Genomic DNA, 23153 nt, shown 5'->3' with positions numbered 1-23153 from the left:
ATGGCCCATAATAGTGGGTTGATTGGCCCATTCATTTTGGATGCGGACGGCGCATAATCGCAGCGACACACACGCGGGGAAGAGGCGGCAAGTGTCCGTGACCGATTCACCCCAACTGCCCAGCGCGCCGGCGGTGGTGCGGGAACAACCCGGTGGCGAGACCATGCGCGCGATCATTTTGAACGGATTCGGCGGCCTGGACAGCCTTGTCTACACCGACATCCCCAAGCCGCTGCCCAGGGACGGCGAGGTGGTGATCGCGGTCAAGGGGTTCGGGCTCAATCACGCCGAACTGCACATGCGGCGCGGCGAATGGGCCGAGGCCGCGGAAGTCAGCGGCATCGAATGCGTGGGCATCGTCGACTCGTGCCCGGCAGGCGAATTTCCAGTCGGCGCAAAGGTGGCGGCGCTGATGGGCGGCCTGGGGCGCACCATCAACGGCAGCTACGCCGAATACACGCGCGTGCGCGCGGCGAACGTCGCGCTTATCGAGTCGGACCTGCCCTGGTCGGCCCTGGCGGCCCTGCCCGAAACCTACGCGGTCGCCTGGACATGCCTGTTTCGCAACCTCGACCTGAAAGCCGGGCAGACTTTGGTGCTGCGCGGCGCGACGTCATCGCTCGGGCAGGCCGCCCTCAAGATGGCCGTCGCCGCCGGAGCCCGTGTCGTCGCCACCGCGCGCAGCCGCGGCCGCTTCGCCATGCTCGAGGAGCTGGGCGCGGCTCGCGTGGAGGTGGAGCGGCGCGACCTGGCCGCCCACCTGCCCGAGGCAAAAGTCGACGCCGTCCTGGACCTGGTCGGCAACAGCACCATCCTGGACTCCCTCGACATGCTGCGCCGCGGCGGCACGGCCTGCCTGGCGGGCTGGCTGGGCGGGCTGGACCCCCTCGGCGATTTCAACCCGTTGCTGCGCATGGCCTCCGGGGTGAACTGGAACTTCTTCGGCAGCTTTGTGTTTGGCACCGATGGGTTCCCGCTGTCCGACGTGCCCCTGCAGGACATCGCGCGGCAGGTCGCCGAGGGCACGCTCGAGGCCAAGCCGTCCCGCGTGTTCTCGTTCGACCAGATCCACGAGGCGCACCGGGTGATGGAGGCCGGCGAAGCCGGCGGCAAGATGGTCGTCGTGCTGGAGTAACGCTTGGCCGCGAACAGGTTTCGGACGAGAGGACAAGACGATGGGGCTGGCGTGGCAGCAGGGCCCACTGGCGACCGGATCGGTGGGGCACTTCCTCACCGAGCAGCCGATGCCGCCGCGATTGCTCTACGCCGAACCGCTGCGGCGTCGGATGCGGGTGCACTTCGCGGACCGATGGATCGCCGACAGCGAGGACGTCGTCCTGTTGCACGAACCGGGCCGCTACCCGGTCGCCTACTTCCCCCTCCGCGATGTCGAGGCGGGAATCCTGACCGCCGAGGACCGGGTGACCCAGCACCAGGACCTCGGCGACACCGCGTGGTTCACCGTCAAAGTCGCCGCGCGAGAAGCCAATCACGCCGCATGGCAGCACACCGCGCCGCCGCCCCACGCCGCGATCCTCGACGGGCGGCTGGCGTTCGCCTGGCGCTCCATGGACGCGTTCTACGAGGAAAACGAACGCATCGTCGGGCACGCCGCCGACGCCTACCACCGCATCGACATCCGCTCCACCTCACGGCATCTGGTCGTCAAAGACGGCGAACGGGTCGTCGCCGACACGAAACACCCATTGGCGCTCTACGAATCGGGCTTTGCGCCCCGCTGGTACGTGCCGCGCGAGGACATCGACGAGAGCTGCCTCAAACTCATTGAGCTTCAGACCTTTTGCCCGTACAAGGGGATATGCTCCTACTACGACATCGACGGCCGCAAGCGCGCCGCCTGGTCCTACATCAACGCATGGCCCGAGGTAGCGCGCGTCACCAATCTGGTGTCGTTCGAACCCGACAAGATCGACGTCTACCTCGACGGCGAACAGCTGCACCTCGAACCCGGCCAGACCGTCCTGCCCCACGGCGTCGACCGAGGACTCGACACCGACGAGGTGCTGCGGAAAACCCCCACCGGGAGCGCACGATGAAGGCGCTGCTGGAGGTCGTCATCCTGCCCGTCTCCGATCCCGATCGGTCGCTGCGTTTCTACCGTGACCAGGTCGGTTTCGACCTCGACGTCGACTACGCGCCCACCGCCGACTTTCGGGTCGTCCAGCTCACCCCCCAGGGGTCGGCGAGCTCTATCCAGTTCGGCGTCGGATTGACCGACGCGCCGCCGGGCTCGGTGCGGGGTCTTTATCTGGTGGTCGACGACATCGAAGCCTGCCGCGCGGAGCTGACCGGCCGCGGCGTGGACGTCAGCGCCATCCGGCACAAGGACACCGACGGCGGCTGGCGCGGCGGCTTCCTCCCGGGCCCCGCGCCGGACCGCGCCGATTACGCGAGCTTCGCCGATTTCCGCGATCCCGACGGCAACGCGTGGGTGCTACAGGAACGCAAGGCCGGCGGCGGGGGGTAGGGGTGGCGGCGCGGAAAATCAGTCCGGACCGGGTGGGGGCGTTCTCCGACGGTGTGTTCGCCGTACTCATCACGATCCTGGTCCTGGAGCTCAAGCCGCCGACGGCCCACACCTTCGCCGCCCTGTTCCCGCTGTGGCCAACGGGTCTGAGCTATGTGGTCAGTTACCTGTTCATCGCGATCGTCTGGGTCAACCATCACCACTTGCTCAGCTTCGCCGACGAGACGACGCCGCGGCTGGTGTGGTCGAATTTCGCCCATCTCTTCTCGGTGTCACTGATCCCGATCACGACCGAGTGGATCGCCGACAGCAGGCTGGCCGGCGCGCCCGTGGCCTTGTATGCATCCGTGTTCGTCCTGGTCAATATCACCTATCTCGCGCTGTGTTTCGAGGTCGTCGACCGGCCCGCCAACGAGGATGTGTCGCAGCGCATGCGCAGGTTGATGCGGATGAGGTCGTTCATCACGATCGCCGTGTTCGTGTCGGCGGCGGTCGTCGCCCTGTGGTGGCCCGCGGTGGCGATGGTGCTGATCTGCCTGTGCCTGATCTGGTACCTGCGGCCGGGCATCCCCGCAGCCAAGAATGCGGCGCCCTGATGGTGACGCCGTCGGTCCTCGTCTTCGACGTGAACGATACGCTGCTCGACATCGAGTCGCTGGCACCGCTTTTCGGCGAGCGCTTCGGCGACGAGCGGGTGCTGCGGGAATGGTTCGCGCAACTCGTGATGTACTCGATGACCATCACCCTGGTGGGAAGCTACGTGGACTTTCCCACGCTCGGCCGGGGTGTGCTGCGCATGCTCGGTGACGTCTACCGTGTCGATGTCACCGACGACGACCTGGAGCGCCTGACGACCGGCCTGCTCACGATGCCGGCACACCCGGACGCCGCCGACGGACTCGCCGCCCTGCGCGACAACGGCTTTCGCCTGGTCACCCTGACGAACTCACCACCCAACCCGAGCGGGCCGACCGCGCTGCAGAATTCGGGCCTGGCCGGCTTTTTCGAACAACAGTTGAGCGTCGATGCCCGCCGCGCCTTCAAGCCGGCGCCGTCGGTGTACCGATACGTGTGCGAGACGCTCGAGGTCACGCCCGCCGAGTGCATGATGGTGGCCGCGCACGCCTGGGACACCCTCGGCGCGCAGCACGTCGGGTTCAGCTCGGCCCTCATCACCCGGCCGGGCAACCCGCCGCTGCCGGTCGACGGCCTGCCGCAGCCAGACATCGTGGTGAGCGACCTGCGCGACCTGGCCGAGCGCCTCATCGCCAGCAGGAACGACTGACGGGAGCATCATGGCAACCTCGGACGGATTTCACCCCGACTTCGACGAGACCGCAACGGAAGTCGCGCGCAGCCGGGTGCATCACGTCAAGGCGGCGGACATCAGTTCGGACACCGCGCAGTCGGAGGGGCTGCGGCGCTTCGCCGCGCTCACCGGCACGTCGGTGGGCGCGGAGAAGCTGTGGATGGGCGAGACGCACGCGTTGCCGGCGACCGCGTCGTCGAACCATCACCACGGCGAATCGGAGACCGCGATCTACGTGCGAAGCGGCCACCCGGAGTTCGTCTTCCACGACGGCACCGGCGAGGTGCGCATCTCGACCGAGCCCGGCGATTACGTCTTCATCCCGCCGTACCTGCCGCACCGCGAGGAAAACCCCGACCCGAGACACGCGGCGGAGGTGGTGATCGCGCGCAGCACCCAGGAGGCGATCGTGGTCAACCTGCCGGCGCTGTATCCGCTGCACGACGCCCCGTAGATCGCTCAGCCAATTCTCAACAAGTTCTTTGCTCCCGGCTAGCTCGGCTCCAAGGATCCGCAAAGCCGCCGGGGCCACGATCGACGGCATGACGAGTGAGCCGCTCTGCGCGAACCTGGTCGAACGCTACCTGCGCACCCGGGGCAGCCGGTATTTCCGGGGCCGGCACGACGGCGAATTCTTCTACGTCGCCAACACCCGGCCGCGGCGCCTGCACGTCCACCTCGAGGTCTGCCCGACGCACGGTGACGTGTTGATGGTCCGGGTGGCCCCCGCGTGTTTCTTTCCCGCCACCGCCCGCCCCTGGCTGATGCACTTCGCCGACGCGTGGAACCGGCAGGACCGCGAGGTCATCGCGATCGTGCACGGCTCCTCCGATCCCCAGCGCATCGGCGTGGTGGCGCGCCGATCGCAATGGATCCGGGGAAACCTCAAGCACTTCGAGGGTTTCGCGTCCTTCGTCGACGCCGTCATCGCGGGCGCGATCGAGCTCTTCGGCGAGCTGGACCCGGCCGCCGAGATCGTCGATGCGCCCTCGACGGCCCCGTTGGTGTGTGACGCCGGCTGAGCGAGCTCACCGAGCGTGCAGCTGTTGCGAAAAAATCGGCGAAATCTCGCAATGGCTGCACGCTCGGCGACACGTGGGTTGTGCAGGTCAAGGGTGCCGAGGTTTGAGATCGGCGCCACATCGGCAATGAATAACAAATGCCAAGAACACGTGCAGCGGGCGACAACCACGAGACGGCCAAATGGGATCCGGCCTTCACCCAAAAGGTTGCCGAAGCCCTCGGGCCGGCCGTCAGGCGGTGGTATCGCGCCGAGGTGCGAAACATCGAGAACGTCCCCCCAGCCGGCGGAGCGCTCGTGGTGTCCAACCACTCGGGCGGCATGCTGACCCCGGATGTACTGATCTTCTCGCCGGCCTTCTACCGCAAGTTCGGCTACGGCCGGCCCGTCTACACGCTGGGCCACTACGGCCTGTTCCTGGGCCCGCTGAACGGCTGGCTGCGGCGCCTCGGGGTCATCGAGGCCAGCCGCGAAAACGCCGCCGCCGCTTTGCATTCGGGCGCCGTGGTGCTGGTCTTCCCGGGCGGCGACTACGACTCCTACCGGCCCACCCTGGGCGCCAACACCGTCGACTTCAACGGCCGCACCGGCTACGTCAGGACCGCCATCGAGGCCGGGGTCCCGATCGTGCCGACCGTGTCGATCGGCGCCCAGGAGACCCAGCTGTTCTTGACCCGCGGCAACTGGCTGGCCCGCAAGCTTGGGCTCACCAGGGCCCGGATGGACATCTTGCCGATCAGCTTCGGCTTCCCGTTCGGCCTGAGCGTGATTTTTCCCCCAAACCTGCCGCTGCCGGCCAAGATTGTCACCGAGGTGCTCGAGCCGATCGACGTCGCCGCCCGCTTCGGTGAAAATGCCGATGTCGACCAGGTCGACGCCCACGTGCGCGCGGTGATGAGCGCCGCGCTCAAGCGGCTGGCCGGCCAGCGCCGGCTGCCCGTTCTGGGCTGACCTGCAGACCGCAATGCCCGCACGATTCCGCAGCGCGGCAGGGGTTCCCGCTCACGCGGCCAGCACGGCGTCCAGCGCCGAATAGAACAGGCCCAGGCCGTCGTCGGAGGGACCCGTCAGCGCCTCGATGGCGTGCTCGGGATGCGGCATGAGCCCGACGACGCGGCCGTTGGCCGAGCTGATGCCCGCGATGTCGCGCTGCGAGCCGTTGGGGTTGTCGTGGTAGCGGAACACCACCCGACCCTCGCCCTCGAGCTCGTCGAGCACGTTGTCGGGGGCGACGTAGCGGCCCTCGCCGGACTTCAGCGGGACCAGCAGCTGCGCGTCGTCCTCGAAGCGCGACGTCCAGGCCGTCGAGGTCGAGGCCACCCGCAGCCACACGTCGCGGCAGACGAAGTGCAAACCCGCGTTGCGGGTCAGGGCGCCGGGCAGCAACCCGGCCTCGCAGATCACCTGAAAACCGTTGCAAATCCCCAACACCGGCATGCCGCGCCGCGCGGCGCCGACCACCTCGGCCATCACCGGGGCGAACCTGGCGATCGCACCCGCGCGCAGGTAGTCGCCGTAGGAAAAGCCGCCGGGCACCACCACGGCGTCGACACCCTTGAGGTCGGCGTCGGCATGCCACAGCGCGACCGCCTCGGCGCCGACGAACCGCGCCGCACGCGCGGCGTCCACGTCGTCCAGCGTGCCGGGGAAGGTGATCACGCCGATGCGCGCCGTCACTGCGCCTCCCTGGTTATCGTCCAGTCCTCGATCACGGTGTTGGCCAACAGCGATTCGGCTATCTCGGCGAGCGTGGAGTCATCGATCGTGTCGTCGACCTCCAACTCAAACCTCTTGCCCTGCCTGACATCTGAGATCCCCGGGTGGCCCAGCCGACCCAGCGCGCCGACGATGGCCTGGCCCTGCGGGTCGAGAATCTCCGCTTTGGGCATCACATGAACGACGACCCGGCTCACCGGCGCTCCTCCTCAGCTGTGTTTCGGCGCTCACTCTACCGGCGCGCGCGGGTCACGGGCACGAGGCGATGTAGGCGTCACACAGCGGGGCGGTCATGGCGTTCAGCACCGGGTCGTCCGCCATCGACGGCCAGGACACCTGCGGCGGCGCCGAGGACCACAGGGTGAGTTCGCTGATGGTGCTGCTCGCGGTGTGGGCCACCAGGTAGGTGTGCGCGACGACCGGGCCGCTGATCACCGCGGCCATCCGGTTGGGTTCGTCGCTGGTGATCGACGGCGACTGCGCCGGGGCCCGCTGCTGGCAGGCCCGCAGCGCGGCGACGGCGGCGGCGAACACCGAGGCGGCGGCCGCGCCGCCGCGGGCGGTGTCACCGCGCCAGTGCAGGATCTGGGCCTGCAACTGCCACTGGCCGTCCGGGTGAGTGATCGTCGCGCGCGCCGCCACGGCCGAGTCGCGGGCGTCCTGCGGCGCCGCCGGCGTGGCGCACAGGTCCTCGAACCGGAACCGCGGCGTCCCGGTGCCCGTCAGCGCGACGGCCGAACCGGCGAGCGCGGGCCACGCGTAGACCGGGTCCAGCGGCACCGCGCGCGACCGGATCCACGCGGAGTTCGGGATCTGGTCGCACACGGCCGGGCAGGTCTCGGGGTCGGCGGGTGCGGGCGCCACGACGACGAGTGACACGGCGAGGCCGCCGACAACCAGCATCGTCGCCAGGATCACCCGCATCGGCATCACCCCTTCAAGGCACAATCGTAGACATGCAATTGACGCATTTCGGCCACTCCTGCCTTCTCGCCGAGTTCGACAACACGCGTGTGCTTTTTGATCCCGGTTCCTTCGCCCACGGTTTCGAGGGGATCACCGGCCTGTCCGCCATCCTTGTGACCCACCAGCACCCCGACCACGTCGACGTGGGGCGGCTGCCGTCGCTGCTGGAGGCCAACCCGGAAGCGGCCCTCTACGCGGATCCGCAAACCACCGCACAGCTGGGCGACCCGTGCCGGGCGGTGCACGTCGGCGACGAGCTGCAGGTCGGCGAGCTGACCGTCCGGGCCGTCGGGGGCCGGCACGCCGTCATCCACCCGGAAATCCCTGTGATAGAGAACATTTCGTATTTGGTCGGCGACGGCGGCCACCCGGCGCGACTGATGCACCCCGGCGACGCGCTCTTCGTGCCCGACGAGCCGGTGGACGTGTTGGCCACGCCGGCGGCGGCCCCGTGGATGAGCATCGCCGAGGCCGTCGACTACCTGCGCGCGGTGGCGCCCGCCCGCGCGGTACCCATCCACCAGGGCATCATCGCGCCCGATGCGCGGGGCATCTACTACGGCCGGCTCACCGAGATGACCAGCGCCGATTTCCAGGTGCTCCCCGAGGAAAACGCCGTCACCTTCTGAGTTTCGGCCTAGGTGATGTCGTCGGCGGCGCCGCGGCCGGCGGCGCGCCCGGAGAAGATGCAGCCACCGAGGAACGTGCCCTCCAGCGCGCGGTAGCCGTGCACGCCGCCGCCGCCGAATCCGGCCGCCTCGCCGGCGGCGTACAGCCCGGTCAGCGGGGTCCCGTCGGCCGTGAGGACGCGGCCGGCGAGGTCGGTCTCGATGCCGCCCAACGTCTTTCGGGTCAGGATGTGCAGCTTGACCGCGATCATCGGCCCGGCCTTCGGGTCGGTCAGCCGGTGCGGCGCCACCACCCGGCCCAGCCGGTCGCCGAGATAGGTGCGGGCGGCGCGGATCGCGGTGATCTGGCCGTCCTTGCTGAACTTGTTGGCCACCTCGCGATCGCGGGCGGTGACCTCGGCCTCGACCGTGGCGTAGTCCAGCGGCAGGACGTCGGGCAGCTTGTTCATCGCGGTCACCAACTCCCGCAACGAGTCCGCGCTGACGAAGTCCACGCCCCGGTCGATGAAGGCCTGCACCGGCGCCGGCGGTCCGGAGCTGGCCCGGTTGCGCAGCAGCTCGCGGACGCTCTGCCCGGTCAGGTCGGGATTCTGCTCCTGACCCGACAGCGCGAACTCCTTCTCGATAATTTTGGCGTTCAGCACAAACCAGGTGTAGTCGTACCCGGATTGGGTGATGTACTCCAGAGTGCCGAGGGTGTCGAACCCGGGGTACAGCGGGACCGGCAACCGCTTGCCGGAGGCGTCCAGCCACAGCGACGACGGACCCGGGATGATGCGGATGCCGTGCAGCGGCCAGACCGGGTCGTAGTTGGTGATGCCCTCGGTGTAGTGCCACATCCGGTCGGGGTTGATCACGCGCGCGCCGGCCCGCTGGGAGATGTCGATCATCCTGCCGTCGACGTGCGCGGGCACGCCGCTGAGCAGTTGTTCGGGGACGCGGCCCATGCGTTTCGGCCAGTTCTTTCGCACCAGGTCGTGGTTGCCGCCGATGCCGCCGCTGGTCACCAGCACCGCGGGGGCGCGGAACTCGAACTGCCCCACCGCAGTTCGCGACGACGCCACGCCGCGCGCCGCCGTCGAGGGCTCCAGCACGGTGCCCCGGACGCCGGTCACCGCATCCTCCTCGACGATCAACTCGTCGACCTGGTGGCGGTGCGCGAAGCGCACCGTCGAGCGGTCCCGCAGCCGGCGCGCGAAGATGTCCACCAGCGCGGGCCCGGTTCCCCACGTGATGTGAAACCGCGGCACCGAGTTGCCGTGCCCCTGTGCGCCGTAGCCGCCGCGCTCGGCCCAGCCCACCAACGGAAAGATCTTGAGCCCCCGCTCGCGCAGCCAGGCGCGTTTGTCCCCGGCCGCGAAATCCACGTAGGCGTGGGCCCATTGGCGTGGCCAGTAATCCTCGGGCCGGTCGAAGGCCGCGGTGCCCAGCCAGTCCTGCAGGGCGAGTTCGTGGCTGTCCCGGATACCCAGGCGGCGCTGCTCCGGGCTGTCGACGAAGAACAGGCCACCGAACGACCAGAAGGCCTGACCGCCGAGATTGGCGCGGTTCTCCTGGTCGAGGATCAGCACCCGCAGGCCGCGCTCGACCAGTTCGCAGGCGGCCACCAGGCCCGACAGCCCGGCGCCGACGATGATCGCGTCAGCGGCGAACCCCGCGGCCGAAGAATCGCTCATGCCCGAACAGGGTAGTGCGCCCCGCTGCGGCGCTCAGGCCGCGTGGGGGATTGCCCTCGGCGACCGCCACTGGTACACCGTCGGCGAGCAGCCGTGCATCAGGGCCAGGTCGACGGCGTCGAGTATCGCCTGCAACGGGCCCGGCTTGCGCAATTGGTGGCCGGCCACCGCGATCCGCACCAGGCCGCCGCGGCGCGCGATCCGCTCCGCGGACAGCACCACCATGCGGCACCACCACGGCTCGGTCAGGAGGCCCTCGCCGACGCCCAGCACCCGGGAGCGCTCGGTGGTGTCGCGGACCAGGTCGGTGACCCCATGCAGCTCGGCGAGCAGCCGAAAACCGTTCTGCGGCAACGCCTTGACAACACCCGGCGAGACCACCCAACCCGGGGCCGCGAACAGCCGGGTGCGCAGCCCGAGGTGTTCGAGCACACGGTCGGCCCCCATCAGCCGCAGGTTGGCCTCGTGGGCGCGCAGGACGGCGAACTCGCCGCGGCGCGTCTTCGTCGCGGGGTCGTCGTAGCCGTGCAGCACGATGGCGTCCCCACCCGCCCGCCGCGCGGTCAGCCACTCGACCGTGTGCGGGTCGCGGTCGAGCCGGTAGTCACCCCGCAGCCGGGGGGCGACCAGGAACGACACCGGGACGTCGCGGGCGTCCATCTGCGCGCAGAACGCCTCCACGTCGCCCAGGGTGCGGGCGCCGATCCCCGAGACCGAGACGATCAATTTTCCAGACACACCCGCAGTTTGACGATTTCAGGTGTCGAGAGGGTGAAGGACACGCGGATAGCAGGCGTATATCGGCCACCGGGCGAGACGATCGGTTCGATATGCTAAGGAACGCCATGGACGAGGCCCGATTCACAGCGGCCCACCTCCCGCCGCCCACCGCCCCCGCCGGGCAGCCGGGCGCCCACGTCTATCCCGACAAGCTCGATGCCCGGTTGCTGCGGATCTCCGGCGTGTGCCTGCTGGCCACCGTGATGGCGATCCTGGACGTCACCGTCGTCGCCGTCGCGCAACGCACCTTCATCAACCAATTCGGGTCGACCCAGGCGGTCGTCGGCTGGACGATGACCGGCTACACCCTGGCGTTGGCGGCGGTGATCCCGCTGACGGGTTGGGCCGCCGACCGGTTCGGCACCAAGCGGCTCTTCATGGGGTCGGTGGTGGCCTTCGCGCTGGGCTCACTGCTGTGCGCGGTGGCGTCAACGATCGTGCAGCTCATCGCGTTTCGATTCGTGCAGGGCATCGGTGGCGGCATGTTGATGCCGCTCGGATTCATGATCATGACCCGCGAGGCGGGCCCGGGCCGGCTCGGCCGGCTGATGTCGATCCTGAGCATCCCCATGCTGCTCGCCCCGATCGGCGGGCCGATCCTGGGCGGCTGGCTCATCGACACGTCCAGCTGGCGGTGGATCTTCCTGATCAACCTGCCGATCGGCCTTCTCACACTGATTTTGGCGGCGGTCGTGTTCCCGCGGGACCACGCCGCGCGCTCGGAGACCTTCGATGTCGTCGGCGGGCTGCTGCTGTCGCCCGGGCTGGCGACGTTCCTGTTCGCGGTGTCGTCGGTGCCGCGCTGCGGGACCGTGGCCGATCGCCGCGTCTTGATACCGGCGGCCATCGGCCTGGCGCTGATCGCCGCGTTCGTCGTGCACGCACGGCGGCGCGCCGATCACCCCCTGATCGATCTGCGGCTGTTCCAGAACAAGGTGATCACCCAGGCCAACGTGACGATGCTGCTGTTCGCCACCGCCTTTTTCGGCGCCGGCCTGCTGCTGCCGAGCTATTTCCAGCAGGTGCTGCACCAGACGCCGATGCAGGCCGGCCTGCACATGATCCCGCAGGGCCTGGGCGCGATGCTGACCATGCGGCTGACGGGTCCGCTGGTGGACCGGCAGGGCCCGGGCAAGTTCGTGCTGGTCGGCATCGCGCTGATCATCGCCGGCCTGGGCGCCTTCGCCTTTGGCGTGGCCAGGCAGGCGGACTACCTGCCGACGCTGCTGACCGGGCTGGCGATCATGGGCCTGGGCATGGGCTGCACCATGATGCCGCTCTCGGTGGCCTCGGTGCAGGCGCTGGCCCCGCACCAGATCGCCCGGGGCACGACGCTGATGAGCGTCAGCCACCAGGTGGGCGGCTCGATGGGGACAGCGCTGATGTCGATGGTCCTCACCAATCAGTTCAACCGGAGCGAGAACATCGCCGCGGCAAACAAACTCGCGGCGCTGCAGCAGAAAGCGGCCGCAACCGGGGTGCCGGTCGACGCATCGGCGATCCCCGCGCGGACCCTGGCCCCCGGCTTCCCGGGTGGCCTGCTGCACGACCTATCCCACGCGTACACAACGGTATTCGCGATCGGGGTGGCTTTGGTGGCGCTCACGATCGTGCCGGCAATGTTTCTCCCGAAGCAGCCGGCAAGTCAGACGGCTCACGAATAGCCCGCTCAGCCCTCGAACAGCATGGTGGCGATCCGCCCCACGGTGTCCATCGGATCGAGCCGCCGCACCTCGGCGTTGACCGCGTCGTTGAGCCACAGCGTCGAAAATCCGTGCACCAGTGACCATGCCGCCAGCTGGGCGGCCGCGGGGTCGGCCTGTGCGTGGGGGTCCCGCAGGGTCGCCACCCCGCGGGCGAGTTCGGCGCCGGCCGCGGACTCGGCGGCGGCCAACTCGGCGTCAGCGGTGTCGAGCAGCGACTTGTCGAACATCACCCGGTAGTGGCCGGGATGCGCGAGCGCGAACCGCACGTACGCTGGGGCCGCGTCGGCGAAGTTGCCGCGCGCCTCGGTCAGCGCCTCGGCCAGCAACCGGAAACCCTGGGTGGCCAGCGCGGTGAACAGCCCCCGCCGATCGGTGAAGTGGTGGGCCGGCGCGGCATGCGAGACGCCCGCGGCGCGGGCCAGCTCGCGCAACGAGACGCCGTCCGCGCCACGCTCGGCGACCAGGTGCGCGGCCTCGGCGAGGATGACCGCGCGCAGGTCGCCGTGGTGGTAGCGGGCGCGATTCACGAAGCCAGCATACCGATAGAACTTGACAGTGACTAGATAAGGGCCTACGTTGGGGCACTAGTAACTTGCCAGTGTCTAGATGGGATGGGTGCGATGGCTCCGTTGATCACACTGCTGGTGGGCACCATCGCCGCCCGGTGCATCGGCTGGCTGGGCGTCGGCTACGTCAACAGCTGGATCGCGGCGATCGCCGTCGGGCTGGCGGCGATGTTCCTGGTGACGGGGCTTGCGCACTTCGCGCCGGCCCTGCGCCGCGACCTGATCGCCATCGTGCCGCCCCGGTTGCCCGCCCCCGGCTACCTGGTCACCATCACCGGCCTGCTGGAGCTGCTCGGGGCCGTCGGCCTGTTGGTTCCCGCGACCCGCGTGGCGGCCGCCGTCTGCCTGCTGCTGCTGATGCTGGCCATGTTCCCGGCCAACGTCTACGCCGCCCGGATGCCCGACCCGCCCGAGTCGATGACGACGCGCCTACCCCTGCGGACGGCGATCGAGGCCGTCTTCCTGGCCGCCGCCGTAGCGGTCGCGGTCGGCGGCGGCTAGCAGCCAGGCGTACTGGAAAGCCGTTTCCTGCCAGGCCTTGTAGCGGCCGCTGACGCCCCCGTGCCCCGCGTTCATCTGGGTCTTCAACAGGATCGGGTTGCCGTCGGTGTTGGCGTGCCGCAGCGCCGCGACCCACTTGGCCGGCTCCACGTAGTACACCCGGGTGTCGTTCAGCGACGTCATCGCCAGGATGGCCGGATACCGCTTGGCCCCGACGTTCTCGTACGGCGAATACGACTTCATGTAGGAGTAGACATCGCTGTCGCTCAACGGGTTTCCCCATTCGTCCCACTCGGTGACGGTCAGCGGCAGGGAGGGATCGAGGATGGTGGTCAGGGGGTCGACGAACGGGACCTGCGCGAGGACACCGGCGAACAGCTCCGGCGCCAGATTGACCGCCGCGCCCACCAACAGGCCCCCCGCGCTGCCGCCGAGGGCGACCAGCTGTTGCGGCCGGGTGATCCCGGAGCCCACCAGATGCCTTGCCGTGTCGACGAAGTCGGTGAAGGTGTTCTTCTTCTCCAGTAGCTTGCCGTGCTCGTACCACAGGCGGCCCATCTCCCCGCCGCCGCGGACGTGGGCGATCACGAACACCATGCCGCGGTCCAGCAGCGACAGCCGGGCGATGGAAAAGCTTGGGTCGGTGCAGATTTCGTAGGCGCCGTAGCCGTAGAGCAGCGTCGGCGCCGGAAGCTCGACATCGGCGCGGTGCACGATCGACACCGGGATGCGGGTGCCGTCGTCCGCCACCGCCCAGTCGCGCCGTTCGACGTAGTCCGCGGGCCGGTAGTCGCCCAGGACGGGCTGCTCGCGCAGCAGGGTGCGTTCGCCGGTGGCGAAGTCGACGTCGAAGACTTGCGCCGGCGTGATCAGCGAGCCCGCCCTGATCCGCAGCTTGGGCGAATCCCAGTTCGGGTTGCCGCCCAGCCCCGACGACATCAGCTCGGAGTCGAACGAGATCTCCGCGGGTTCGCCGTAGCCGCCGCCGGAGTCGATGGGCCACAGCTGGATTCGGGGCAACGCCGCGCGCCGGTAGCTCACCACCAGGTGACCGGCGAACGCGTCCACCCCGTCGAGCCGGACGTCGTCGCGGTGCGCGATCAGCGTGCGCTGTTGTGTCGGGTCGCCGACGGGGGCCTCGGTGAGTGTGAAGTTCACCGCGCCGTCGTTGTGCAGGATCAGGAACCGGTCCTGTCCGCCGACCACCGCGTGCTCCACCGAATACTCCACACCCTCGCGCCGCGGCAGCACCACGGTGAACGCGGCCCGCGGGTCGGCGGAGTCGGCGTAGCGGATCTCGGTGGTGATCGAGGAGGCCGCGGCGATGAACACGTACTTCTCGCTGCGGGTCAGGCCGACGCCCAGCCAAAACCGTTCGTCGGCTTCGTGATACACCAGCTCCGACGGCTCATCGGAGCCCAGCCGGTACCGCCACACCTGGTCGGGGCGATGGGCCGCGTCCAGGGTCAGGTAGTACACGGTGCGGTTGTCGGCCGCCCAGGTCGCTCCCGCCGCGATGTCGGCGATCTCGTCCGGGTACTGCTTGCCGGTACGGAGGTCCCTGAACCGCAGGGTATAGCGCTCGTCGCCGACGGTGTCGACGGAATAGGCCAGCAGGTTGCCGTCCAGGCTGACCATCGCCGCGCCCAGCGCGAAGAATTCGTGCCCTTCGGCTTCGGCGTTGGAGTCGAGCAGAACCTGTTCGCCCGGGATTTCGGTGTTCTCGTCGAGGACGGGCGGGTCCCAGTCGCCGGGATCGCCGACCGGGCAACGGCACTGGACGCGATACTGCTTGCCCTCGAAGGTGCGGGCGTAGTACCACCAGTCGCCCTGCCGGGTGGGCACCGACAGGTCGGTCTCCTTGGTGCGCGACTTGATCTCGTCGAAGATCTGCTGCCGCAACGGTTCCAGGTGGGCCGTCATCGCGTCGACGTAGTCGTTCTCGGCCTCCAGGTAGCCGATGACCTCGGGGTCGGCCTTGTCGCGCAACCATTCGTACGGGTCGACGAAGACGTCACCGTGGTGTTCGCGCCGCGTCCCCACCCGCTTCGCGGTGGGCGGGACCGGGGGGACGAGGGAAGCGTCGGTCATGCGCCCGGGCCGATCCAGTCGTCGAACCGCAAGCCCGAGATGCGTTCGTAGGCCTCGACGTAACGGCTGCGGGTCGCGTCGACGATGTCGTCGGGAAGCGGCGGCGGGGGCTGCGACCCGTGCCGGTCCCAGCCGGACTCCGGGCCGGTCAGCCAGTTGCGGACGAACTGCTTGTCGAAGCTGGTCTGCACCACCCCGGGCCGGTAGTCCGCGGCCGGCCAGTACCGCGACGAATCCGGGGTGAAGATCTCGTCGGCCAGCAGCAGGTTGCCGTCGCGGTCGGTGCCGAATTCAAACTTGGTGTCGGCGACGATGATTCCCCGTGTCAGGGCGTGATCGGCGGCCTGCACATAGATTTCCAGCGTGCGGTCACGCAGCTGGTTGGCGCGCACCCCGCCCACCAGCTCGATCACCCGCGCGAACGGGATGTTCTCGTCGTGGTCGCCCAGCGCCGCCTTCGTCGCCGGGGTGAACAGCGGCGTGGCGAACTTGCTGGCCTCCACCAAACCCGGCGGCAGGGCGATGCCGCAGACCGTGCCGGTCGCCTGGTAGTCCAGCAGGCCCGAGCCGGTCAGGTACCCGCGGGCCACGCATTCCACCGGAAGCATCTCGAGGCGGCGCACCACCAGCGCGCGGCCGAGCACCTCGTCGGGGATGCGCGGGTCGTCCGGCGGCCCGGCCAGATGGTTGGGCGCGTCCACGAGGCCGAAGAAGAACACGCTCATCGCGGTCAGGATGCGGCCCTTGTCCGGGATCGTGCTGTCCAGGACGTAGTCGTAGGCCGAGATCCGGTCGGTCGCCACCAGCAGCAGATGCTCGTCGTCGACGCGGTGGATCTCGCGCACCTTGCCGCTGGCCAGATGTTCGTAGTCCGACAGTGCTGGGCGCATCGGGTCAGCCTATCGGGCGGCGCCGCAACGGCGACGCGGCGCCGGGAGCTGTGCTGGTATGGGGCTATGACATCGCCGATATCGCCGACACCGCCGCCATCGTCGAAGCCGCCTCGATCGCGAATCCTGCCCTACGCCACGACACCCGGCCGGCTGGCGGTCCAGCTCTTCAGCGATTTCGCCATCTTTTTGTGGACGGCGCTGTGGCTGCTCGTCGGCACGGCCGTATACGACGCCGTCTCGACCATCGCCGAGGCCGGCGGCCAGGTCGAGAGCGGCGCCAACGGGATCGCCGGCAACCTGGCGTCGGCGGGCCATGGCGCCCAGCAGATCCCGGTGGTGGGCGATGCGGTGAGCAAGCCGCTCAGCTCGGCCAGCGAGGCCGCCCTCGACATCGCGGCGGCCGGCCACAACCTCGACACCACGGCCAGCTGGCTCGCGGTGCTGCTGGCGGTGGCCGTCGTCGCGGTGCCGCTGCTGATCGTGGTGGTCCCATGGCTGTTGCTGCGCCTGCGGTTCTTCCGGCGCAAATGGACCGTCACCGGCCTGGCCGCCACCCCGGCCGGCGAGCAGCTGCTCGCGCTGCGGGCGTTGACCAATCGTCAGCCACGCAAACTGGTCGCGGTCTCCGCCGACCCGGTCGGCGGGTGGCGCCGCGAGGATCCGGCGACGATCCGCGCGCTGGCCGCGCTGGAACTACGGTCGGCCGGCATCGCGAGGCGGACGGGCTGACCCATTTTCCCGCACAGCTGCAAGCGCGCGGAGCAGTCCCGCGACGACCACGATCAGCCACGCCGCCAACGCGTCCCAGAAGAAGACCAGCGAAACCGTGCGCAGTGACCGCTGCCCGAGCTCGCCGGCCAACGCGTAGCAGGCGACGGAATACATGCCCAGCGGGAAGACGAAGGCCCACCACCCGCCGGCGAAGTGCAGCATCTCGGGCCGCCGGCTGATGCGGTGCAGGCCGAAGTAGATCAGCGGCGGTATCCACAGCGTCGCGGCCACCCACGTGACCACGGTGGCCACCCGCACCGGGCCCGCCAGCCAGGCCGGAGCCAGGGCGTGGATCATGTCGCCCGCCAAGGTCCCAATCGCCAAGCCGCCCATCAATATCCATGTGTCGGGCTCGAATCCGTCGAGGTCCTGTCGCTCTTTGACGGCACGCCACAGGATCAGCCACGTCATGAGGACGTAGATGCCCAGCGCCACCACCCACACGGGCAGGGCCAGCCACAGCGCCCAGGGTTCGTGGCGCGCAAGCGCCGCGGCCACGATCGACAGCCCGGCCGTCCCGACGCTGCCCAGTTCCCACGCGCCGTGCGCGCGGTCGCGCAGCGCGGCCCACGGGTGGCGCGACATGTTCCGCGCGGCGAGCGCGACCAACACCGCCCACGACGACAGCGCCACCGCGCCCAGGACCCGCAGCACGGTGCGGTGGGCGGCCAGCCGGCTGTCGAGCACCGCGCACGCGGCGACGAAGGTGAACAGCCGCAACGTCACGTCGGGGTCGCTCAAGTCCCACAGGGCGTTGCCGCGCCGGACGGCCGCGCAACCGATCACCAGGACGACCAAGACCACCAGCCCGCACGTGGCCACGACGCCGAACGTGTCGCTGATCCAGCGGTACCCGTGATCGCGCGCGCTGATAGACAGGATTCCGGTCGCCATCACCGCGGCGAACACATCGGGTGACGGCTCGAGGTCAGTGAGCCGGATTCTCACTGCAGTTCGACGACCAGGTGCCGGATGCCGGTGTGCCGATTGCTGCGGGTCCACTCGGGCGGCCGCACGACCCGCACCCCGGCAAAACGCGTCAGCAGTTCCTCGAACAGCACCCGCAGTTCCAGCCGGGCCAGGTTGGCGCCCAGGCAGTAGTGCACTCCCTGACCGAAGCCCAAGTGCGGGTTGGGCTTTCGGGCGATGTCGAACTCGTCGGCGCGGTCGAACACGTCGGCGTCCCGGTTGGCCGAGCCCTCCCAGATCTGGACCTTCTGCCCCGCGCGGATCGGCTGTCCGCCGAGCGTGACGTCGCGGGTGGCGGTGCGCCGCTTCGACGGCGACGGCGAGGTCCAGCGCACCATCTCCTCGACCGCCGTCGGGAGCATGCCGAAATCCGAACGCAGCGCGCGCAATTGGTCCGGATGCTCGGCCAGCGCCAGCAGGCCCCCGGCGACGGCGTTGCGGGTGGTCTCCGCGCCGGCGCTGAACAGCAGGCTGAAGAACAGGTACAGCTCGAGGTCGGACATGGCCGGCGCCGCAGCGTCGTCGAGCATCGCGTTGGCGACGACCGACAGCATGTCGTCGGTCGGCTCGGCGCGCTTGGACGCGATCAGCTGCTGGCCGTAGTCGTACATCCGCGACCCGGCCTCCGCCTCCGACAGCTGCGAAAGGGAAGCCTTGCGCGAACCGCCGAAGTCGAACTGGGGCTCGATCGCCTCGAACAGCCAATGCCGTTCGGACTCCGGCACTCCCAGCAGGATGCAGATCATCTGCATCGGCAGTTCGGCGGCGATCTCGACGAGAAAGTCGAGCGGTTCGCCCGGCACCACGGCGTCCAGCAGCCGCCGCGCCCGCGCCCTCAGGTCGTCCTCGACAAGGCCGATCATCCGCGGGGTCAGCCCGGAGCTGACCAGCCGCCGGATCTGCGAGTGCCGCGGGTCGTCCATCATGTTGAGCACCTGGCCCGCGATGGCCAGGTCCTGCAGCAGCGTGCCGCCGAACGGACGCTGCCCGCCGGTGACCGAGGAGAACGTCGCCGGGTCCTTCAGCACCGCAAGCGTTTCCGCGTACGTGGCGACCGACCAGAAGCCCTCGCCGTCGGGCGTGTTGTCGGTGGGCTCGTGCCAGTACACCGGCGCCTCGCGCCGATGGACGGCGAACAACTCGTGCGGGAACCCGTTGGCGAAGTTGTCCAGGTCGGTGAAGTCGATCCCCGACAGGGCGCCGGCGAGAGTCACAGGATCGCGCCCGGCGTGTATTTGGCCGCGTCCGGGTAGCGGCTCACCAACGCGTCCACCTGCGCGGCCACCTCGTCCACCTGGTCGGCTGCCGCGCCGGTGAACGCCCTCTTGTCGGCCAGCGCGGCCTCCAGGGCCGCCCGGTCCAGCGGCAGCCGCTCGTCGGCGGCCAGGCGCTCCAGCAGGTCGGGCTCGGCGCCGCGCTCCCGCATGGCCAGCGCCGTCGCCACCGCGTGTTCGCGGATCACCTGGTGCGCGGCCTCGCGGCCCATGCCGGCGCGCACCGCGGCGATGAGCACCTTGGTGGTGGCCAGGAACGGCAGGTAGCGATCCAGCTCGCGGTCGATCACCGCGGGGTAGGCGCCGAACTCGTCGAGCACCGTCAGGAACGTCTCGAGTTGCCCGTCGACGGCAAAGAAGCTGTCCGGCAAGGCGACCCGGCGCACCACGGAGCAGAACACGTCGCCCTCGTTCCACTGCGCCCCGGCCAGTTCGGCGGCCATGGCGGCGTATCCGCGCAACACCACCTGCAGCCCGTTGACCCGTTCGCAGCTGCGGGTGTTCATCTTGTGCGGCATCGCCGACGAGCCGACCTGCCCCGGCGCGAACCCCTCGGTGACGAGCTCGTGCCCGGCCATCAGCCGGATGGTGTGGGCCAGCGACGACGGCCCGGCGCCCAGCTGCACCAGCGCCGAGAGCACGTCGTGGTCCAGCGAACGCGGGTACACCTGGCCCACGCTGGTCAAAACCGTTGCGAAGCCCAGGAAGTCGGCGACGCGGCCCTCGAGCTGGGCCAGCTTGTCGGCCCGGCCGTCCAGCAGGTCGAGCATGTCCTGCGCGGTGCCCATCGGGCCCTTGATGCCGCGCAAGGGGTAGCGGTCGATCAACTCCCCCAGCCGGGTCAAGGCGATCAGGGTCTCCTGCGCCGCCGAGGCGAACCGCTTGCCCAGCGTGGTGGCCTGCGCGGCGACGTTGTGGCTGCGCCCGGCCATCACCAGATCCCGGTACGTGACGGCCCGCTCGGCGAGGCGCGCCACCACCGCGACCCCGTGGGAGAACACCAATTCCAGCGACCGCCGGATCTGCAGCTGCTCCACGTTCTCGGTCAGGTCGCGGCTGGTCATCCCCTTGTGCACATGCTCGTGACCGGCCAGCGCGTTGAATTCCTCGATGCGCGCCTTGACGTCGTGGCGCAGCGCCCGTTCGCGCTCGGCGATGGAGGCCAGGTCGACGTCGTCCAGCACCCTTTCGTAGTCGTCGATCGCGCCGGGCGGAACGTCAACTCCCAGCTCGGCCTGGGCCCGCAGCACCGCCAGCCACAGCCGCCGCTCCGCGACGACCTTGGCCTCGGGCGACCAGATCGCGACCATCTCCGCGCTGGCGTACCGGCTGGCCAGGACGTTCGGAATGCTCACAAAGACACAGCTTACGGTCCATCCCGCACCGCGAGAGTGCGACTGGCGACGCATCGCCCGAGTGGGGGCACCGGTAGTTGCACTCTCGCGGCACAATGTGGCCGGTGTACTTCGCCGGAGTGGACCTGGCCTGGGCCGGTCGCAACCCGACCGGTGTCGCGGTGCTCGACGCCGACGGCCGCCTGGTGCACCTCGGCGCCGTGCGCGACGACGCGGCGGTGCTGGCCGCGTTGTCGCCCTACGTGCGGGGCGATTGCCTGGTCGCCTTCGACGCGCCGCTGGTGGTCACGAACCCCTCGGGCCAGCGGCCCGCCGAGGCCGCGCTCAACCGCGACTTCCGCCGGTTCGAAGCCGGGGCGCACCCGGTCAACACCGCCAAACCCGAGTTCGCCGACGGCCCGCGCGCGGCCCGGCTGGCCCGGGCACTGCGGCTCGACATGGACGCACGGTTACCGGCCGCGCGGCGCGCGATCGAGGTCTACCCGCATGCGGCGACGGTGGTGCTGTTTCGGTTGGCGCGGACCCTGAAATACAAGGCCAAGCCCGGCCGCGACCTCGCCCGGCTCCGGTCGGAGCTGCTGTTGCTGATGGACGGCGTCGAGAAGCTCGCCCACGCCGCGGTGCCGCTGCGCGTCGCGAACCACGAGGGCTGGGCGGAGCTGCGCGGGCGGGTGGCCACCGCGCAACGCAAATGCGACCTGCGCCGCGCCGAGGATCCCGTCGACGCCGTCGTCTGCGCCTATGTCGCGTTGTACGCCCAGCGCCGGCCGGCCGACGTCACGATCTACGGCGACTTCGCCACGGGGTACATCGTTACGCCATCGCTGCCGAACGGCTCAGATCTGCACCGGCCGCGGGTCGATGGGAGCGAGGACGTCGACCAGCTCGACCACCGTGCTTAGCGCGGCGGCGGTGGGATCGCGGCCTTCGACCAGTGCGGAGACGACCGACCCGTCGACCGCACAGATCAGTGTGCACACCAGCTCGATCCGCACGGAACGGCCGGAACGCTCGAGTGCCTCGCCCACGGCCTCGGCCCGCTGGCGCAGGCTGCGGCGCATCGTCTCGCGCAGCGCGGGCAGCCGCGTGCAGGCGATGTGCCGCTCGTACCGGGAGATCAGCTGCTCGGTCAGCGCGGGATCGGACAGGTCGCCCACCAGCAGGTCGGCCAGCATTTCGGCGGTGGTCTCGGGTCCGCGGCGGCGCCGGGACAGCGCGGTGACCCGCGACCGCAGCTGCGCGATCTCGATCATGCCGATGTGCTCGACGGCGCGCGCGATCAGATCGTCCAGGGACGAGAAGTAGTAGGTGGTGGACGCCAGCGGCAGGCCGGCCCGCCGGGCCACGGCCCGGTGCCGCACCGCTTCGAACCCGCCCTCGGCAAGCAGCTCGGCGGCGGCGCTCACGAGCGCGTAGCGCCGACGTTCTCCCTTCGGAGTAACTGCTGCAGTCACGAGTAGCCATCGTGCCAGCAAAAGTGGTACTGCATTGCCATTTTGGCCAAACGGCCCGCCGAACCGACATGGCATGATGGCCCGCATGCCCGAGTTGAGTCGCCGCGCCCTGCTCGGCCTGGGTGCCGGCGCGGCCGTCGGCGCCGCCGGCGCATACGCCCTCGACATCCTGCTGCAGCCCCGAACGTCACAGGCCGCGCCGCCCGCGGCACCCGCGCCCAGCGCGCCTCCGGCGCCGGCCGCTCCGGCCCAACCCGCGCCGACGATGGTGACCGGCTCCTTCGTGTCAGCGGCGCGCGGCGGCGTCAGCACCAACTGGGCAATCGCCCGTCCGCCGGGGCAGACCAAGGCGCTGCGGCCGGTGATCGCGCTGCACGGCAAGGGCAGCGACGCGTCCACCGTGATGGCCGGTGGCGTCGAGCAGGGGCTGGCGCAGGCCGTCGACGCCGGGCTGCCGCCGTTCGCGGTGGTCGCCGTCGACGGCGGCGGCAGCTATTGGCACAAGCGGGCTTCCGGCGAGGACGCCGGGGCCATGGTGCTCGACGAGCTGATCCCGATGCTGGGCGGCCACGACCTGGACACGTCGCGGGTGGCGTTTTTGGGCTGGTCGATGGGCGGCTACGGCGCGCTGCTGCTCGGCGGCCGGCTGGGACCCGCGCGCACCGCGGCGATCTGCGCGGTGAGCCCGGCGCTGTGGTTGTCGTCCGGTGCCGCCGCGCCCGGCGCGTTCGACGGGCCCGACGACTTCGCGGCGAACTCGGTGTTCGGGATGCCGGCCCTGGCGTCGATCCCGATCCGGGTGGATTGCGGGGACAGCGACCCGTTCTACGGGGCCACGAAACAGTTCATCGCCCAACTGCCCAACCCGCCCGCGGGCGGGTTCTCGCCCGGCGGGCACAACGGCGGGTTCTGGAGCTCGCAACTGCCGGCCGAGCTGACCTGGATGGCGCCGCTGCTGACGGCCTGATTGGGCGCGTTACGCTCGCGG

Annotated in this window: 24 protein-coding genes and 2 pseudogenes; 14 read left to right on the top strand and 12 right to left on the bottom strand. The window is 69.8% G+C overall.

Annotated features, from left to right (window positions below; translation table 11 throughout):
* Positions 1 to 91 precede the first annotated feature (91 nt).
* From AC5Y4Z_RS08975 to AC5Y4Z_RS08940, 8 genes are all read left to right on the top strand, one after another.
* Positions 92 to 1135, top strand: a complete 1044-nt coding sequence (locus tag AC5Y4Z_RS08975) for a zinc-binding dehydrogenase (RefSeq protein WP_499962736.1) — start codon at positions 92 to 94, stop codon at positions 1133 to 1135.
* 40 nt (positions 1136 to 1175) lie between these two features.
* Complete coding sequence (locus tag AC5Y4Z_RS08970) at positions 1176 to 2057, top strand: DUF427 domain-containing protein (RefSeq protein ID WP_499962734.1); 882 nt, start codon at positions 1176 to 1178, stop codon at positions 2055 to 2057.
* Positions 2054 to 2488 (top strand): VOC family protein, encoded by a 435-nt coding sequence (locus tag AC5Y4Z_RS08965; RefSeq protein ID WP_499962732.1) that lies wholly within the window; start codon positions 2054 to 2056, stop codon positions 2486 to 2488. Before AC5Y4Z_RS08970 ends, AC5Y4Z_RS08965 begins: the two co-directional genes overlap by 4 nt.
* A gap of 2 nt (positions 2489 to 2490) precedes the next feature.
* Complete coding sequence (locus AC5Y4Z_RS08960; RefSeq protein ID WP_499962730.1) at positions 2491 to 3084, top strand: TMEM175 family protein; 594 nt, start codon at positions 2491 to 2493, stop codon at positions 3082 to 3084.
* Complete coding sequence (locus AC5Y4Z_RS08955) at positions 3084 to 3773, top strand: haloacid dehalogenase type II (RefSeq protein ID WP_499962727.1); 690 nt, start codon at positions 3084 to 3086, stop codon at positions 3771 to 3773. The genes AC5Y4Z_RS08960 and AC5Y4Z_RS08955 overlap by 1 nt, the downstream gene beginning before the upstream one ends.
* Before the next feature lie 10 nt (positions 3774 to 3783).
* On the top strand, positions 3784 to 4251 hold the full coding sequence (locus tag AC5Y4Z_RS08950) for a cupin domain-containing protein (RefSeq protein ID WP_499962725.1): 468 nt from the start codon (positions 3784 to 3786) through the stop codon (positions 4249 to 4251).
* A gap of 88 nt (positions 4252 to 4339) precedes the next feature.
* Complete coding sequence (locus tag AC5Y4Z_RS08945) at positions 4340 to 4819, top strand: hypothetical protein (protein ID WP_499962723.1); 480 nt, start codon at positions 4340 to 4342, stop codon at positions 4817 to 4819.
* A 137-nt stretch (positions 4820 to 4956) separates the two neighbouring features.
* On the top strand, positions 4957 to 5769 hold the full coding sequence (locus AC5Y4Z_RS08940; RefSeq protein ID WP_499962721.1) for a lysophospholipid acyltransferase family protein: 813 nt from the start codon (positions 4957 to 4959) through the stop codon (positions 5767 to 5769).
* A 51-nt stretch (positions 5770 to 5820) separates the two neighbouring features.
* On the opposite strand, the gene purQ is transcribed toward AC5Y4Z_RS08940, so the two are convergent.
* The 3 genes and pseudogenes from purQ to AC5Y4Z_RS08925 all read right to left on the bottom strand — a co-directional run bounded on the left by purQ (position 5821) and on the right by AC5Y4Z_RS08925 (position 7514).
* Positions 5821 to 6495, bottom strand: a complete 675-nt coding sequence (purQ, locus tag AC5Y4Z_RS08935) for a phosphoribosylformylglycinamidine synthase subunit PurQ (protein WP_499962719.1) — start codon at positions 6493 to 6495, stop codon at positions 5821 to 5823.
* The gene (purS, locus tag AC5Y4Z_RS08930) at positions 6492 to 6731 is read right to left on the bottom strand and encodes a phosphoribosylformylglycinamidine synthase subunit PurS (protein WP_499962717.1); all 240 of its coding nucleotides are present in this window, start codon (positions 6729 to 6731) and stop codon (positions 6492 to 6494) included. The genes purQ and purS overlap by 4 nt, the downstream gene beginning before the upstream one ends.
* Positions 6732 to 6783: 52 nt before the next feature.
* A pseudogene (locus tag AC5Y4Z_RS08925) lies at positions 6784 to 7514 on the bottom strand (ATPase).
* Between AC5Y4Z_RS08925 and AC5Y4Z_RS08920 the strand changes: the two are divergent.
* Positions 7491 to 8129, top strand: a complete 639-nt coding sequence (locus AC5Y4Z_RS08920) for an MBL fold metallo-hydrolase (RefSeq protein WP_499962715.1) — start codon at positions 7491 to 7493, stop codon at positions 8127 to 8129. The pseudogene AC5Y4Z_RS08925 and the gene AC5Y4Z_RS08920 sit on opposite strands and share 24 nt — an antisense overlap.
* Before the next feature lie 8 nt (positions 8130 to 8137).
* On the opposite strand, the gene AC5Y4Z_RS08915 is transcribed toward AC5Y4Z_RS08920, so the two are convergent.
* The gene (locus tag AC5Y4Z_RS08915; protein WP_499962713.1) at positions 8138 to 9805 is read right to left on the bottom strand and encodes an FAD-binding dehydrogenase; all 1668 of its coding nucleotides are present in this window, start codon (positions 9803 to 9805) and stop codon (positions 8138 to 8140) included.
* 33 nt (positions 9806 to 9838) lie between these two features.
* On the bottom strand, positions 9839 to 10543 hold the full coding sequence (locus AC5Y4Z_RS08910) for a DUF2334 domain-containing protein (protein WP_499962711.1): 705 nt from the start codon (positions 10541 to 10543) through the stop codon (positions 9839 to 9841).
* A 92-nt stretch (positions 10544 to 10635) separates the two neighbouring features.
* On the opposite strand from AC5Y4Z_RS08910, the gene AC5Y4Z_RS08905 reads away from it, so the two are divergent.
* Positions 10636 to 12249 (top strand): DHA2 family efflux MFS transporter permease subunit, encoded by a 1614-nt coding sequence (locus AC5Y4Z_RS08905; RefSeq protein WP_499962709.1) that lies wholly within the window; start codon positions 10636 to 10638, stop codon positions 12247 to 12249.
* A 5-nt stretch (positions 12250 to 12254) separates the two neighbouring features.
* Here the strand turns inward: AC5Y4Z_RS08905 and AC5Y4Z_RS08900 are convergent, their stop codons facing one another.
* Positions 12255 to 12818, bottom strand: a complete 564-nt coding sequence (locus AC5Y4Z_RS08900) for a TetR/AcrR family transcriptional regulator (RefSeq protein ID WP_499962707.1) — start codon at positions 12816 to 12818, stop codon at positions 12255 to 12257.
* A 93-nt stretch (positions 12819 to 12911) separates the two neighbouring features.
* Here AC5Y4Z_RS08900 and AC5Y4Z_RS08895 point away from each other — a divergent pair, with 93 nt between their 5' ends.
* Positions 12912 to 13358, top strand: a complete 447-nt coding sequence (locus AC5Y4Z_RS08895) for a DoxX family protein (protein ID WP_499962705.1) — start codon at positions 12912 to 12914, stop codon at positions 13356 to 13358.
* On the opposite strand, the gene AC5Y4Z_RS08890 is transcribed toward AC5Y4Z_RS08895, so the two are convergent.
* Positions 13287 to 15449: a S9 family peptidase gene (locus tag AC5Y4Z_RS08890; RefSeq protein ID WP_499962703.1), complete on the bottom strand. Its 2163-nt coding sequence runs from the start codon at positions 15447 to 15449 to the stop codon at positions 13287 to 13289. The two genes, AC5Y4Z_RS08895 and AC5Y4Z_RS08890, sit on opposite strands and share 72 nt — an antisense overlap.
* The gene (locus AC5Y4Z_RS08885) at positions 15446 to 16339 is read right to left on the bottom strand and encodes a phosphoribosylaminoimidazolesuccinocarboxamide synthase (protein WP_499962701.1); all 894 of its coding nucleotides are present in this window, start codon (positions 16337 to 16339) and stop codon (positions 15446 to 15448) included. The genes AC5Y4Z_RS08890 and AC5Y4Z_RS08885 overlap by 4 nt, the downstream gene beginning before the upstream one ends.
* 66 nt (positions 16340 to 16405) lie before the next feature.
* On the opposite strand from AC5Y4Z_RS08885, the gene AC5Y4Z_RS08880 reads away from it, so the two are divergent.
* Entirely contained in the window at positions 16406 to 17071 is a 666-nt protein-coding gene (locus AC5Y4Z_RS08880; RefSeq protein WP_499962699.1) for a hypothetical protein, read from the top strand.
* Here the strand turns inward: AC5Y4Z_RS08880 and AC5Y4Z_RS08875 are convergent.
* The 3 genes from AC5Y4Z_RS08875 to purB are packed head-to-tail and all read right to left on the bottom strand — an operon-like array spanning position 17036 to position 20711.
* A complete protein-coding gene (locus tag AC5Y4Z_RS08875) occupies positions 17036 to 18061 on the bottom strand; it encodes a tellurite resistance/C4-dicarboxylate transporter family protein (protein WP_499962697.1) in 1026 nt (341 codons plus the stop codon). The genes AC5Y4Z_RS08880 and AC5Y4Z_RS08875 overlap by 36 nt on opposite strands.
* Positions 18058 to 19296: a cytochrome P450 gene (locus AC5Y4Z_RS08870; protein WP_499962695.1), complete on the bottom strand. Its 1239-nt coding sequence runs from the start codon at positions 19294 to 19296 to the stop codon at positions 18058 to 18060. Before AC5Y4Z_RS08870 ends, AC5Y4Z_RS08875 begins: the two co-directional genes overlap by 4 nt.
* Complete coding sequence (purB, locus tag AC5Y4Z_RS08865; RefSeq protein ID WP_499962693.1) at positions 19293 to 20711, bottom strand: adenylosuccinate lyase; 1419 nt, start codon at positions 20709 to 20711, stop codon at positions 19293 to 19295. Before purB ends, AC5Y4Z_RS08870 begins: the two co-directional genes overlap by 4 nt.
* A 104-nt stretch (positions 20712 to 20815) precedes the next feature.
* Here purB and AC5Y4Z_RS08860 point away from each other — a divergent pair.
* Positions 20816 to 21591 (top strand): annotated as a pseudogene (locus tag AC5Y4Z_RS08860) (DUF429 domain-containing protein); the annotation flags it as partial.
* On the opposite strand, the gene AC5Y4Z_RS08855 reads toward AC5Y4Z_RS08860, so the two are convergent.
* The gene (locus AC5Y4Z_RS08855) at positions 21548 to 22165 is read right to left on the bottom strand and encodes a TetR/AcrR family transcriptional regulator (protein WP_499962691.1); all 618 of its coding nucleotides are present in this window, start codon (positions 22163 to 22165) and stop codon (positions 21548 to 21550) included. The pseudogene AC5Y4Z_RS08860 and the gene AC5Y4Z_RS08855 sit on opposite strands and share 44 nt — an antisense overlap.
* A 73-nt stretch (positions 22166 to 22238) precedes the next feature.
* Between AC5Y4Z_RS08855 and AC5Y4Z_RS08850 the strand changes: the two genes are divergently transcribed.
* Positions 22239 to 23132, top strand: a complete 894-nt coding sequence (locus AC5Y4Z_RS08850; protein WP_499962689.1) for an alpha/beta hydrolase-fold protein — start codon at positions 22239 to 22241, stop codon at positions 23130 to 23132.
* Positions 23133 to 23153: the final 21 nt, after the last annotated feature.

It is taken from the genome of Mycobacterium sp. NGS63 (assembly GCF_059812295.1).
The sequence above is the reverse complement of the archived record's forward strand: the minus strand, read 5'-3'. Positions and strand labels throughout refer to the sequence as shown.

Excerpts from the sequence above, each read along its gene's own strand:
- AC5Y4Z_RS08970 (WP_499962734.1), top strand. The coding sequence starts at position 1,176 with ATGGGGCTGGCGTGGCAGCAGGGCCCACTGGCGACCGGATCGGTGGGG.
- AC5Y4Z_RS08965 (WP_499962732.1), top strand. The coding sequence starts at position 2,054 with ATGAAGGCGCTGCTGGAGGTCGTCATCCTGCCCGTCTCCGATCCCGAT.
- AC5Y4Z_RS08955 (WP_499962727.1), top strand. The coding sequence starts at position 3,084 with ATGGTGACGCCGTCGGTCCTCGTCTTCGACGTGAACGATACGCTGCTC.
- AC5Y4Z_RS08950 (WP_499962725.1), top strand. The coding sequence starts at position 3,784 with ATGGCAACCTCGGACGGATTTCACCCCGACTTCGACGAGACCGCAACG.
- AC5Y4Z_RS08945 (WP_499962723.1), top strand. The coding sequence starts at position 4,340 with ATGACGAGTGAGCCGCTCTGCGCGAACCTGGTCGAACGCTACCTGCGC.
- AC5Y4Z_RS08940 (WP_499962721.1), top strand. The coding sequence starts at position 4,957 with ATGCCAAGAACACGTGCAGCGGGCGACAACCACGAGACGGCCAAATGG.
- AC5Y4Z_RS08920 (WP_499962715.1), top strand. The coding sequence starts at position 7,491 with ATGCAATTGACGCATTTCGGCCACTCCTGCCTTCTCGCCGAGTTCGAC.
- AC5Y4Z_RS08915 (WP_499962713.1), bottom strand. The coding sequence starts at position 9,805 with ATGAGCGATTCTTCGGCCGCGGGGTTCGCCGCTGACGCGATCATCGTC.
- AC5Y4Z_RS08905 (WP_499962709.1), top strand. The coding sequence starts at position 10,636 with ATGCTAAGGAACGCCATGGACGAGGCCCGATTCACAGCGGCCCACCTC.
- AC5Y4Z_RS08895 (WP_499962705.1), top strand. The coding sequence starts at position 12,912 with ATGGCTCCGTTGATCACACTGCTGGTGGGCACCATCGCCGCCCGGTGC.
- AC5Y4Z_RS08890 (WP_499962703.1), bottom strand. The coding sequence starts at position 15,449 with ATGACCGACGCTTCCCTCGTCCCCCCGGTCCCGCCCACCGCGAAGCGG.
- AC5Y4Z_RS08885 (WP_499962701.1), bottom strand. The coding sequence starts at position 16,339 with ATGCGCCCAGCACTGTCGGACTACGAACATCTGGCCAGCGGCAAGGTG.
- AC5Y4Z_RS08880 (WP_499962699.1), top strand. The coding sequence starts at position 16,406 with ATGACATCGCCGATATCGCCGACACCGCCGCCATCGTCGAAGCCGCCT.
- AC5Y4Z_RS08850 (WP_499962689.1), top strand. The coding sequence starts at position 22,239 with ATGATGGCCCGCATGCCCGAGTTGAGTCGCCGCGCCCTGCTCGGCCTG.